Here is a 13,722-nt window from a genome sequence, read left to right as displayed (position 1 = left end):
GAAGAAGTATTATGAAGAAAAAGATCATTAGTATGTTTTTAGCAGCAGCAATGGTATTAAGTCTTGCTGCTTGCGGAAGTTCAAACACAGCAAAGTCAGAAGGTTCTACTGATGCAGGAAAAAAGACTTTAAAAGTAGCAATGGAGTGTGGATACGCACCATATAACTGGACACAGTCTGATGATTCTAACGGAGCAGTTCCTATTAAAGACAGTTCTGACTATGCATATGGTTATGATGTTATGATGGCAAAGAAGATTGCCGATGAATTGGGATATGACTTACAGATCGTAAAGCTTGACTGGGATTCCTTAATTCCTGCGGTACAGTCCGGACAGGTTGACTGCGTTATCGCTGGTCAGTCTATCACATCTGAAAGACTGCAGATGGCAGACTTTACAGAGCCATATTACTATGCATCCATCGTTACACTTGTAAAGAAGGGAAGCAAGTATGAGAATGCAAAGGGTGTAGCAGACCTTGCAGGTGCTACATGTACTTCTCAGCTTGGAACAATCTGGTATGATAAGTGCCTTCCACAGATTAAAGATGCCGACATTCAGGCAGCACAGGAATCTGCACCAGCTATGTTAGTTGCATTAAACAGTGGAAGAACAGACGTTGTTGTAACAGATATGCCTACAGGAAAGGCAGCATTAGTTGCTTACCCTGATTTTAAATTACTTGATTTCTCAGGAAGTGACGATGATTTTAAAGTATCTGATGAAGACATCAACATTGGTATTTCTGTAAAGAAGGGTAACACAGAATTAGTTGACAGCATCAATAGTGTTCTTTCTAAGATGACAAAAGATGACTACAACAAGATGATGGATGAGGCTATTTCTGTACAGCCTTTATCTAAATAGTAGTCTGGAGGAGAATAGGTCATGAATTTGGCTGATATGAATTTTGGGCAGAGAATTGCTTATCTGCTGCAGCAGTATGGAACATCTTATTTAAAAGGTGCAGGTACTACATTAGTTATAGCAATTATTGCTACAATAATCGGATGTATTATTGGTTTGGCAATTGGTATTGTGCAGACAATACCGGAAGATAAGAAGAGAGACAGTCTGCCAAAAAGAATTATTTTAAAGCTTGTAAAAATTATTTTAAAAATTTATGTAGAAGTATTTCGTGGAACACCTATGATTGTACAGGCCGTATTTATTTATTACGGTGCATCCCAGTTATTTAATATTCAGATGGGAATGTGGCAGTCTGCATTTATCATCGTATCGATTAATACAGGTGCTTATATGGCAGAATCTGTTCGTGGTGGTATTATTTCTATTGATCCAGGACAGATGGAAGGGGCGAAAGCAATCGGTATGAATCATTTTCAGGCAATGACAAATGTTATTCTTCCGCAGGCTTTCCGTAATATTCTTCCACAGATTGGAAATAACCTTATTATCAATATCAAAGATACCTCTGTATTATCCGTCATCGGTATTACCGAATTATTCTTTGTGCATAAGAGTGTTGCCGGAGCATTATATACTTACTTTGAATCGGCAACGATCGTAATGATTATCTATTTGATTATGACGCTGATTTCTTCAAGATTATTAAATCTGTGGGAGAGAGCGTTAGATGGTAATGACAGTTATGAGGTAGTTGACAACATGGACATTGGAACACAGTTAGGTTCTAAAAAAGCAACAAGGGAGGGAAGATAAATGAGTGAGAATAATAAAATACTTGAAATTTCCCACCTTGTAAAAAGCTTTGGTAATCATGAAGTATTACGAGACATTGACTTTAGTGTAGAAAAGGGAGATGTTATCTCTATTATTGGTGCTTCCGGTTCTGGAAAGTCCACCATGCTTCGCTGTGTCAATCTTTTAGAAACTCCAACAGGAGGCAATATTTACTACCATGGAAAAGATATCACAGATCCTAAAATGGACGTATGTACGTATCGTGAAAAAGTAGGAATGGTATTTCAGAGCTTTAATCTGTTCGCAAACTTAACCGTGCTTGAAAACTGTATGGTCGGTCCGATCAAGGTAGCAAAGAAGAGCAAGGAAGAAGCGAAAGAACTTGCCATGAAGTTCTTACAGAAAGTAGGAATGGACCCTTACATCAATGCAAAGCCAAAACAGCTATCTGGTGGTCAGAAGCAGCGAGTTGCTATTGCAAGAGCTTTGGCAATGGAACCGGAAGTCCTTTTATTCGATGAACCAACATCTGCACTTGACCCACAGATGGTAGGAGAAGTATTAAATGTCATGGCTGCACTTGCAAAAGAAGGTATGACAATGATCATCGTTACCCACGAAATGGCATTCGCCAGAGACATCTCCAGCCATGTAATCTTCATGGCAGACGGAGTAATCGAAGAAGAGGGAACAAGCGATGATATCTTCAAAACACCACAAAAAGAAAAAACAAAAGAATTCCTGAGTCGCTTTAGAAATCTCTAAAATGCTAATTTGAGGGACTAAAGAAACGAAAAGCAGAAATTTGATATAGAAGAAGATGTGAAGATAGTCGCGGCGCAGAAAATGCCTGACCGGCATTTTTACTGGCTCCGACATCACATTTTCTTCTATATCAAATTTCTGCTTTTCTGTCCTTTGGCTCCAGATGGAAATTAGTATTTTGATCTTGAATAGAGGGGGATTGTCCAGAAGTCTACGATTGTTATTCAAATGGAAACATCCAAAAGAAATAGAACTCTTTGTATAACTAAATACCAGATATATCCAACAATTAGATTATCAATCCTTTAAAATTTAATTTCCCGAGAATCCATAACCTTCTGGAAAATCCACATTCTCTCCAACTGTGGATTTAAAATAGTCAGAAAAAAGAAAACATACGATATCCCAGATGCGGCTTGGGAGCGTGTTTAAGATGCGGGAGAGCATCTTAAATACAGCGACTACAGAGCAGATGGAATATCGTATGTTTTCTTTTTTCGTCTATACTAAATCTACAAATCAGTCGGATTCCCCAAAAGTCTACGCTTTCTATTCAGATGGAAACTTCCAGAAAAAATGTGTCAATCATTTAGACTTTAATTCCCCAGGAATCCATAACCTTCTGGAGAATCCCCATTCTCACCAACTGTGGATTTAAAATAGTCAGAAAAAAGAAATAATACCCTATCCCAGATGCGGCTTGGGAGCGTGTTTAAGATGTGGAAGAGCATCTTAAATACAGCGAATACAGAGCAGATGGGATAGGGTATTATTTCTTTTTTCGTCTACATTAAATCTACAATATAATAGCACTTGCTTGCGCCTATATCAATCATGGAGTATACTGATTTTATTTAAACATAGGAGGAAAATAAAAATTATGATAAAAATGGTTATGACAGATATCGATGGAACATTGATTAAAGATGGGACTTTACAGATCAATCCGGAATATTATGAGGTGATTGAAAAGCTTGTTGAAAAAGGAATCGTATTTGTGGTTGCTTCAGGAAGACATATGGTTAGCATAAAAGAGGTGTTTGCACCTGTTATGGATAAACTATGGATTGCATCGCAGAATGGTAATGTAGTATCTCATAATGGAAAGTCGAAAATTATGAAACCGATTCCGCAGGAATGGGGAAAAGAATTATGGGAACAGTTATCGAAATTTGATCAGCTAGAGGGAATTTTGAATACACCAACGAATACATATTGTCCTTTTGAGGGAACACCAATGCATAAGTTATTAATAGATGGATATCATTATGATACGATCGGAACGGGAGGATGGAGTAATGTTCCACAAGAAGATTTCAGTATGATGACGATGTATCATCCGGAAAACGTAGATCAGATTTGTAAGAAATATATAAAAGATAAATGGGAAGGAAAACTGGAGTTTTTAAATTCGGGTAAGTATTGGATTGATATTGTCAGACCAGGAGCAAATAAAGGAACGGCAATGAGGAGTATTTGTGAGGAGTTGGGGATTTCACGTGAAGAAACGATTGCTTTTGGGGATAATATCAATGATATTGCGATGCTTGAATATGCGGGGAAGGGATATGCGGTTGATACTGCAAGAAAAGAAACGAAAGAAGCAGCAGATGAAATTATACCAGGATATGCAGAAGATGGAGTGTTGAAGGTATTAAAAACTTTTTTGTCTTGAACATATGGGAGGGGAGAAAACTTGGCATTGCCATATAATGTATTGAATCATAGAATTTTTTATTCGTTTTGCTAATAAAATCATAGAATTTTTAATGTGAATCTAAAAATATTCTATCGTTTCTTGTTAAAAAATCGTTTATACTGGCAATATCAACAAAAACCGAGGAGGGTAATAATAATGAGAAAGAAAATTGTAGCAATGATGATGGCAGCAGCTTTAGTAGTTTCTACAGCAGCATGCGGTAGCAGTGGGGGAGATACTAAAGGAGAGGCTAACACAGGAAGTGAAGCAGCAGCAACTTCTGAAGTAGCTAACAAGGATAAACCACTCGTATGGTTTAACCGTCAGCCTTCTAACAGTTCTACAGGTGAACTTGACAAGACAGCTCTTAACTTTAACAAAGATACTTACTATGTAGGTTTCGATGCTAACCAGGGTGCTGAAGTTCAGGGTCAGATGGTTAAAGAATATATCGAGAAAAACATTGATAAAGTTGACCGTAATGGTGACGGAGTTATCGGTTATGTTTTAGCAATCGGTGACATCGGACATAACGATTCTATCGCTCGTACAAGAGGTGTTCGTAAAGCTCTTGGTACAGGTGTTGAAAAAGGCGGAGAACTTAACAGTGCTCCTACAGGAACAAACACAGATGGAAAAGCTGCAGAGGTTAAAGACGGAGAAGTTGAAGTTAATGGTAAGAAATATGTGATCAGAGAGCTTGCTTCTCAGGAAATGAAAAACTCCGCAGGTGCTACATGGGATGCAGCAACAGCTGGTAACGCAATCGGAACATGGGCTTCTTCTTTTGGAGATTCTATCGATTTAGTTGTATCTAACAACGATGGAATGGGAATGTCAATGTTTAACGCTTGGTCAAAAGATAACAAAGTTCCTACATTTGGATACGATGCTAACAGTGATGCAGTAGCAGCTATTGCAGAAGGTTACGGCGGAACAGTCAGCCAGCATGCCGATGTTCAGGCTTATCTTACACTTAGAGTGCTTCGTAACGCACTTGATGGTGTTGACGTAGATACAGGTATCGGAACAGCTGATGAAGCTGGAAACGTACTTAGCGAAGATGTATATAAATATAGCGAAGAAGAGAGATCTTACTATGCATTAAACGCTGCAGTTACAGCAGATAACTATAAAGATTTCACAGATTCTACAGTTGTTTGGGAACCAGTATCTAATCAGTTAGATTCTTCTAAACATGCAACAAAGAAAGTATGGCTTAATATCTACAATGCTTCTGATAACTTCTTAAGCTCAACATATCAGCCACTTTTACAGAAATATGATGATCTTTTAAATCTTGATGTAGAGTACATCGGTGGTGACGGACAGACAGAATCTAACGTTACAAACCGTCTTGGAAACCCAAGCCAGTACGATGCATTTGCAATCAACATGGTTAAGACAGATAACGCAGCTTCTTACACAGCTATTTTAAATCAGTAGTTTCTAACTATTTAGAGCGTACAGATTTTCAATTTCAGATGTTTCAGATTATGTAGTTGAACATACTTGCATATAATGAACATATTTTTGAGAATTTATAGTGATGTTAACAAGAAGTTAACAAGGAAGGTTTCAGGGAGAAGTTATTCTCCCTGAAATTTTCAAGAAGTAAAGAAGTAATATCAGTAAATATATTAGTTATAGGAGCAGAAAGTATGGAGGATAAGAGAGACGATACTATCTTATCGATACGTGGTATGAGTAAATCATTTGGTCGAAACAGAGTACTTGATCACATCAATCTTGATGTGAAGAAAGGAACTGTTATGGGCCTTATGGGAGAAAATGGTGCCGGTAAGTCAACAATGATGAAATGTCTTTTTGGTACATACCAGAAAGATGAAGGAAATATATATCTGGATGGAAAAGAAGTAAACTTTTCCGGTCCAAAGGATGCATTGGAAAATGGAATCGCAATGGTACATCAGGAATTGAATCAGTGCCTTGAAAGAAACGTAGTGGATAATCTTTTCCTTGGAAGATATCCAGTGAATTCTCTTGGAGTAATTGATGAAAAGAGAATGAAGAATGAGGCATCCAAGTTATTCCGTAAGTTAGGTATGACAGTAAACTTGGATCAGCCTATGAGAAACATGTCTGTATCTCAGAGACAGATGTGTGAAATTGCAAAGGCAATTTCTTATAATTCTAAAGTAATTGTATTAGATGAGCCTACTTCATCTCTTACAGTACAGGAAGTAGAAAAGCTTTTTGAAATGATGAGAATGTTACGTGATCAGGGTATTTCCCTTATCTATATTTCTCATAAGATGGATGAGATCTTTGAAATCTGTGATGAAATCTCAGTACTTCGAGATGGAAATCTTGTTATGACAAAGAGTGCAAAAGAGACAGATATGAATGAGCTGATCGCAGCGATGGTAGGACGAGTTCTTGAGAATCGTTTCCCACCTGTAGATAATCAGCCGAAAGATGTTGTGTTGTCGGTTCAGCATTTATCAACAAAGTTTGAGCCGTATTTACAGGATGTTTCCTTTGATGTACGAGAAGGAGAAATCTTTGGATTATATGGTCTGGTTGGAGCAGGCCGTACAGAATTGTTAGAGACGATTTTTGGTATACGAACAAGAGCGTCAGGACGAGTTTATCTGAACAATAAACTTATGAACTTTAGTTGTGCAAAAGAAGCGATGGATTATGGATTTGCGCTTATTACAGAGGAACGAAAAGCGAATGGTCTCTTCTTAAAAGGAGATTTGACCTTCAATACGACGATCGCAAACTTACATTCATATAAAAGTGGAGCTGCCATTTCTGATTCTAAGATGGTAAAGGCAACTGCAAATGAAATTAAAGTCATGCATACAAAATGTATGGGTCCTGGAGATATGATTTCAAGTCTTTCCGGTGGAAATCAGCAGAAGGTTATTTTCGGAAGATGGCTGGAGCGTAGTCCACAGGTATTTATGATGGATGAGCCAACTCGTGGTATCGATGTTGGAGCAAAATATGAAATTTATGATTTGATTATCAAGATGGCAAAAGAAGGAAAGACAATTATTGTTGTTTCTTCTGAGATGCCGGAGATTCTTGGAATTACAAACCGTATTGGTGTTATGTCAAACGGACATCTTTCCGGAATTGTAAATACCAAGGAAACAAATCAGGAAGAACTTTTGAGACTGAGTGCAAAATACCTATAATTAAGGGAGAAGATAGATATGGCAAATGGTGAAATTCTTACGGCTGAACAGGAAAGACAGCTGAGACAGCCAATTGATGAATATGTTGGTAAAATTCAAAAAGAAATTGATGAATTAAGAGAACATGGTACAGCAGAAGTAATCGAGTACCAGAATCTTATCGAAAGTGTAAAAAGAGATAAAACTCTCTCTAAAGGAGAGAAAGAATATGAAATTAAAGAGTTTGAGGCAAAGTTAAATCAGGCAAAAGCTGTAGAAGCACAGAATAAAGATAAAGTTGCAAAACTGATCGCAGATGCAGAAGGTTACCTGAAAGAGAACTTTGAAAAACTGTATTATAATGCAGTAAAAGAAAGCTGTGAGGCAGAAAAAGCGAAAGCTTTAGAAGACCATAAACAGCGTCTTGCTCAGTTAGAAAAAGAGCATAAAGAAGCACTGGCAGGTATGTCTGACCAGGTTGAGATTAAAGAAGAGAATTACGTACATAAGAACCGTATTTCTAATGAAAAGTTAGAGCTGGAAAAAGAAAAACAGCGAATTAAAGACAGAAAACATGATGCTCTTACTTATAAGTATCATCTTATAGATTTACTGCGTTTGTCAGATTTCACATTCGCAGAAGAGATGGCACAGAAGTGGGAGAACTATAAATATACATTCAATCGTAGAACATTCCTTTTACAGAATGGATTGTACATTGCTATTATTTTAATCTTTATTGCATTATGTGTGATCACTCCTATTAAAAAAGGAACCCCTCTGCTCACATATAATAACATACTGAATATTCTCCAGCAGGCTTCCCCTAGAATGTTCCTGGCACTTGGTGTAGCAGGATTAATCCTCCTCACAGGTACAGACTTGTCTGTTGGACGAATGGTTGGTATGGGTATGACCGCTGCAACTATTATTATGCATCAGGGTGTAAATACTGGTTCTGTATTCGGACATATCTTTGATTTTACAAACGTTCCGGTTGTTGGAAGAGTAATTTTAGCTTTAGTTGTATGTATTGTTTTATGTACGGTATTTACAAGTATAGCAGGATTTTTTACAGCGAAGTTCAAGATGCATCCATTCATATCGACAATGGCGAACATGCTTGTAATTTTTGGTTTAGTAACTTATGCAACAAAAGGTGTATCCTTTGGTTCTATTGAAGCAACCATTCCAAATATGATTATTCCTAAAGTAAATGGATTCCCAACAATTATTTTATGGGCACTTGCTGCTATCGTAATCGTATGGTTCATCTGGAATAAAACAACATTTGGAAAGAATCTTTACGCAGTTGGTGGAAACCCAGAAGCTGCAGCAGTTTCCGGTATTTCTGTATTCGCAGTTACACTTGGAGCATTCGTTATGGCTGGTATCCTTTATGGATTCGGTTCCTGGCTTGAATGTGCGAGAATGGTAGGTTCCGGTTCCGCTGCTTATGGACAGGGCTGGGATATGGATGCCATTGCAGCCTGCGTAGTTGGTGGTGTATCCTTTACTGGTGGTATTGGCAAGATTTCCGGTGTAGTTACTGGTGTATGTATCTTTACAGCATTAACATACTCCCTTACAATTCTTGGTATTGATACAAACCTTCAGTTCGTATTCTCAGGTATCATTATTCTTATCGCAGTAACACTTGACTGTCTGAAATACGTACAGAAGAAATAATTAAAATTCCTCTTTGGTAATATTCAAGTCGAGCAACCGCGAGACTTGGCGCGTGATTCTGGTCAGCGTAAGCTGACATATTCTTTACAGAATCACTGCGCATCCTCGCGGAGCGTTTATCTCAGTCGGAGATTGGACTCTCACTGAGACAAATTTGCTGTTACTCACCACCTGAAAGAGGTGGGAGTCTTCTTGACTGAGATAAATATATGAGAAAATAGTGTCAGAAGAAACGATCTAAGGATCGCAGCTGCTGGCACTATTTTTGTTGTGCTGAGATTTACTTATGTTTGGAAAATTGATATAATACTAATAAATGAGGAGAGAGGATATGTATACATTATTATTAGTTGATGACGAAGAAGAAGTAACTCAGATAATTGCAAAAAAGGTAAAATGGAACGAATTAGGATTTTCCGTTGTAGGACATGCGAATAATGGACTAAAAGCGTTAGAAATGCTGGAGGAGATCCAACCGGATGTAGTGATGACGGATATTCGGATGCCATATATGGATGGGCTGGAATTATGTGGTCAGATAAGAGAAAAATATCCTGCAACGAAGTTAGTTTTATTTACTGGCTTCGATGATTTTGAATATGCCAAGGAAGCGGTACATCTTGAAATTGAAGAGTATATATTAAAACCATTGAATGCTGCAGAAATCACAAAAGTTTTTGAAGATTTAAAGAAGAAATTAGATCAAGAAATTAATGAAAAGAAAGGTGCAGAGCTTCTTAAAAGGTATTATAAGGATTCTCTACCGCTGCTGCAGGCGAACTTTTATTCAACACTGATAGAAGGAAGAGTTCCGGAAGAGGAACTTGGCAAGTATATTATGAACTATGAGATTGATTTTACAGGTCCATGGTATGCCTGCATTATTATACATACGTCAACAACACAGGTGCCGAAAGATATAGATATTCAGCTTTTAGCTATTTCTGTTGACCGCCAGGCTGGAGAAAGACTAGAAGAGAAGTGGCGAGGAAAGAGATTTAATTATTTAGGGGATACGGTAATGATTGTTCAGTTAGAAAGCAAAGAAGAAGTTTCAGAACTTACGGATTCCTGTGATCGTTTTTGTAAATATGTAAATCATATGATCGGAGCAGTTGTGACGGTAGGAGTTGGTCAGGTCTGTGATAACATTCTTGAGCTTGTGAAGTCTTATCAGAGTGCAAGAGAAGCAGTTTCTTACCGGGTACTATATGGAAGCAACCAGGCAATTAATTTAAAAGAGATCGTTCCAAAAAGAAAGGTAGCGACAGAGGCAGCTGATGGAACAGAACTGGCATATCTTTTTAAGATGATCTGTCTTGGGAAGAATCCGGATGTTAAGAGTGCAGTAGAACGCTATATGGAACATAAGATTGTTCCGGCAAAGTCTCTAGAGAAATATCACGTAGCAGTAATGGAACTTATCAGTGAAATGTATCATTTTATGGTGAATAATGAACTGGATGTTCAAAAATTATCCGGTGGAGCAGGGCAGTTATATACGCTGCTAAGCAATATGGAACCACAGGTACTTGAAAAATGGCTTTTAAACTTGTGTCTGGCATTACATGAAGATATGGCAAATGCCAGAGATCATTCAAAGAGATCTCTTATTGATCAGGCAAAGGAATATGTACACAATAATTATCAGGAAGAGTCACTTGGTTTAGACGATATATGCAGGGAATTAGGAGTTTCTAATTCTTATTTTTCCAGTATATTTAAAAAAGAAACAGGAAAGTCTTTCGTTGGTTATCTTACAGGTTATCGTATGGAAAAGGCAGCCAGGATGCTTGTAGAGACAAATGAAAAGAGCTATATGATTGCAAAAAGTGTAGGATACACAGACCCTAATTATTTTAGCTATGTATTTAAACGACAATATGGGGTATCCCCATCAAAATACAGGACAGAGTATGAAAACATTTAAGAAGGGATGTAAAGAAAAATTATTTATGTATAAACCGGGAAATATACAGACAACATTGATGATTGCCTTTTCTGTTATTTCCGCAGTGATCATGCTGTGTATGGGAAGTGTGATGTACTTGCGTTTTTCCAGTATGTCAAGGCAGGAGATATTAGAAAATAATCAAAAATTGATGGATCAGACCATAGAGAGTGTGGAAGATTATCTGATTAATATGCGGCAGATATCTGATGCTTTATATTACGATATTATAAAAGAAAGTGATATTTCCAGTCAATCAGATAAGATTCACAGTGGGATGAATCTTTTATATGAAGCGAATAAAGAAAATCTTCGCAGCATTGCTATTTATAACAAATCCGGAAGCCTGATGGAAGCAGAACCTGTTGTAGCACAGAAAGAAGATCCGAACGTGACAAAACAGGAGTGGTTTATGCATGCGATGAATCAGATGGAAAATATTCATTTTTCCACACCGCATGTACAGAATTTATTTGATGATGGGTCCTGTCGATACTACTGGGTTATCTCTTCAAGTCGTGTTGTCGAGCTGACGAATGGAAGTAATACACAATTAGGTGTGCTGCTTGTTGATATGGATTATTCAGGAATTGCAAGAATGATGGATAGAATTAATACTGCGGGGAGCGGGCAGTATTTTTATTTGTGTGACAGCAATGGACAGATTATCTATCATCCCCATCAGGTACAGCTTGATAATGGAATGAAAAATGAGAGCAGTAAGAAAGCTGCGACAGCAAAAGAAAGTGTGTATGAAGAAAGAGTCAATGGAGAGCGAAGAGAAATTGTTGTAGATACGATTGGTTATACAGGCTGGAAGTTAGTCTGCGTTATGCCATATTCTATTTTTTCAAGTAAGATGCTTGACATAAAGCAGTTTGTGCTTATTTTAATTTTACTGATGGCGATGATGCTTACATTAATTAACCGTCTTATATCCGTAAGAATTTCACGTCCGATCATGAAGCTTAATAATTCCGTTACAGAATATGAAGAAGGAAAAGAGTCAGAAATTTATATTGGAGGTTCACGTGAGATTCGCCATCTGGGAAGATCTATTCGAGAATCTTATAAACAAAATACAGCGTTAATGCAAAAAATTGTATGGGAACAGACAGAGAGAAGAAAGAGTGAATTGGAAGTTCTCCAAAGTCAGATCAATCCACATTTTCTTTATAATACATTGGATTCTATTACATGGATGATCGAAGGAGAAAGGAATGATGAGGCCGTATTCATGATTTCTCAGCTTGCAAGACTTTTCCGTATCAGTCTTTCTAAAGGACATACGATTATATCTATTAAGGATGAACTGCAGCATGCACAAAGTTATATGAATATTCAGAAGGTACGCTATAAAAATAAATTTCAGATTTCTTTTGATATCGCACCGGATATTTTGGACTGTTGTATCGTAAAGCTGATTCTGCAGCCCATCTTAGAGAATGCGATTAATTATGGTGTAAGAGAAATGGATGACTGCGGAGAAATTATTGTTCGTGGAAGCAGACAGAAGGATGAAATTCTTCTGTCTGTAACAGATAATGGAATGGGAATCCCAGAAGAGGAAGTGGAATTTCTCCTCACCGATACGAAGAGAGTACATAAAAAAGGTTCCGGTGTGGGACTGGTAAATGTAAATAACCGAATAAAGATTTTATTTGGAGAGCAGTACGGATTACATATTGAAAGTGAATTAGACGAAGGAACAACCGTTTCAATCAAAATACCGGCAATCATTTATTCAGAGGAAAACCGGAAGAAGTTTGAGAGTTCGTCTCAGAAAGATAAACAGGAAGAAACATGAAGAATGGAAAAAGAACCTTTATTTTAACCGAAATTGTTTTAGGGCTTCTGGTTGCAACGTTAGCTTTTTTTATGCTGTATAATAAAAATGAGCAAAAAGCAGAAAGAATTGCTGTGGTCATTCCTGACATAGAAGAGAGCCAGTGGTCCGCCTTTAAGTATGGATTAAAAATGGCATCGCAGGAATACGGAGTGAATACGGTGCTAATCAGTAAGGCGAATATCAATATGTCGGAAGATGAGATAGAAGTCGTTCAGCAGGAAATTGATAAAGGTGCCGATGCGATTATTGTAAAGATGGGTGGAGGCAGTAAAGAGTATTCCAAGCTAAAAAAAATACAGAAAAAAGTACCGATAATGCTGGCGGGAGAAAGTCCTGATAACAACGTAGAAAAAAAATCAGCTATTCCGGTAACGGAGCCGGATCAGTACGATATGGGTGTCGCTTTAGCAGGAAAACTTCTTGAAAATAACAATGGAAATCTTAGAGGAAAGAAAATAGGTATTTATACAGAGAGTAGTCGTTCAGGAGCAGATAGCAAGCGTGAAAAAGGAGTTCGTGATACATTAAAGGATAGTGGAGCAAAAATCTTATGGTCGGTATCTCGCGATGAAGGAATAAAGAAAAAAGTAATATTACAGTCACAAAGAAAGGTAGATATAGTTTTGGCATTGGATGATACTAGTCTTGTAGAAGCCGGAGAAGCTGCCAAACAAAATAATTTATCTGGAGCGATCGTATATGGAATCGGTAATTCCACCGAGGCTGTATATTGTCTTGATACAAGGTGGGCAGAGAGTCTTATTGTATCTGATGAATTTACGGCAGGTTATCAATGTGTTGCTGAAACAGTCAAGAAGTTACGTACATCATTTTATCAGATGGAAAATCAGAAAGTACCGTATACTATACTTACCAGACAGAACCTTTTCTCGCAGGAAAATCAAGATTTGTTATTTACGCTCAGTCAATAAAATGAGACAAGCAAGTTTATT

The 13,722-nt window shown here is 37.5% G+C and carries 10 protein-coding genes; all 10 read left to right on the top strand.

Features of this window, described 5'->3' with window-relative positions; all coding sequences use genetic code 11:
- Nucleotides 1-11 precede the first annotated feature (11 nt).
- The 10 genes from FYJ25_RS04185 to FYJ25_RS04140 all read left to right on the top strand — a co-directional run bounded on the left by FYJ25_RS04185 (nucleotide 12) and on the right by FYJ25_RS04140 (nucleotide 13,701).
- A complete protein-coding gene (locus FYJ25_RS04185) occupies nucleotides 12-869 on the top strand; it encodes a transporter substrate-binding domain-containing protein (protein WP_154580618.1) in 858 nt (285 codons plus the stop codon).
- A gap of 21 nt (nucleotides 870-890) precedes the next feature.
- A complete protein-coding gene (locus FYJ25_RS04180; protein ID WP_096241178.1) occupies nucleotides 891-1,685 on the top strand; it encodes an amino acid ABC transporter permease in 795 nt (264 codons plus the stop codon).
- Nucleotides 1,686-2,432 carry an amino acid ABC transporter ATP-binding protein gene (locus FYJ25_RS04175; protein WP_154580617.1) on the top strand — a complete coding sequence of 249 codons (747 nt, stop codon included), beginning with the start codon at nucleotides 1,686-1,688 and terminating at the stop codon, nucleotides 2,430-2,432. It begins immediately after the preceding gene.
- 880 nt (nucleotides 2,433-3,312) lie between these two features.
- On the top strand, nucleotides 3,313-4,107 hold the full coding sequence (locus FYJ25_RS04170) for an HAD family hydrolase (protein WP_154580616.1): 795 nt from the start codon (nucleotides 3,313-3,315) through the stop codon (nucleotides 4,105-4,107).
- A 180-nt stretch (nucleotides 4,108-4,287) separates the two neighbouring features.
- Complete coding sequence (locus tag FYJ25_RS04165; protein WP_154580615.1) at nucleotides 4,288-5,577, top strand: substrate-binding domain-containing protein; 1,290 nt, start codon at nucleotides 4,288-4,290, stop codon at nucleotides 5,575-5,577.
- A gap of 215 nt (nucleotides 5,578-5,792) precedes the next feature.
- Nucleotides 5,793-7,301 (top strand): sugar ABC transporter ATP-binding protein, encoded by a 1,509-nt coding sequence (locus FYJ25_RS04160; protein ID WP_154580614.1) that lies wholly within the window; start codon nucleotides 5,793-5,795, stop codon nucleotides 7,299-7,301.
- Between the two features lie 18 nt (nucleotides 7,302-7,319).
- Nucleotides 7,320-8,969 carry a galactose/methyl galactoside ABC transporter permease MglC gene (locus FYJ25_RS04155; RefSeq protein ID WP_021907961.1) on the top strand — a complete coding sequence of 550 codons (1,650 nt, stop codon included), beginning with the start codon at nucleotides 7,320-7,322 and terminating at the stop codon, nucleotides 8,967-8,969.
- A gap of 331 nt (nucleotides 8,970-9,300) precedes the next feature.
- Complete coding sequence (locus FYJ25_RS04150) at nucleotides 9,301-10,899, top strand: response regulator (protein WP_154580613.1); 1,599 nt, start codon at nucleotides 9,301-9,303, stop codon at nucleotides 10,897-10,899.
- On the top strand, nucleotides 10,886-12,727 hold the full coding sequence (locus FYJ25_RS04145) for a cache domain-containing sensor histidine kinase (protein ID WP_243145679.1): 1,842 nt from the start codon (nucleotides 10,886-10,888) through the stop codon (nucleotides 12,725-12,727). The genes FYJ25_RS04150 and FYJ25_RS04145 overlap by 14 nt, the downstream gene beginning before the upstream one ends.
- Complete coding sequence (locus tag FYJ25_RS04140; RefSeq protein ID WP_154580611.1) at nucleotides 12,724-13,701, top strand: sugar ABC transporter substrate-binding protein; 978 nt, start codon at nucleotides 12,724-12,726, stop codon at nucleotides 13,699-13,701. Before FYJ25_RS04145 ends, FYJ25_RS04140 begins: the two co-directional genes overlap by 4 nt.
- Nucleotides 13,702-13,722: the final 21 nt, after the last annotated feature.

It is taken from the genome of Anaerobutyricum soehngenii (assembly GCF_009697165.1).
In the GTDB taxonomy this organism is placed as follows: domain Bacteria; phylum Bacillota; class Clostridia; order Lachnospirales; family Lachnospiraceae; genus Anaerobutyricum; species Anaerobutyricum soehngenii.
Note: the sequence above shows the minus strand (reverse complement) of the source record. Positions and strands in the feature narration are given on the sequence as shown.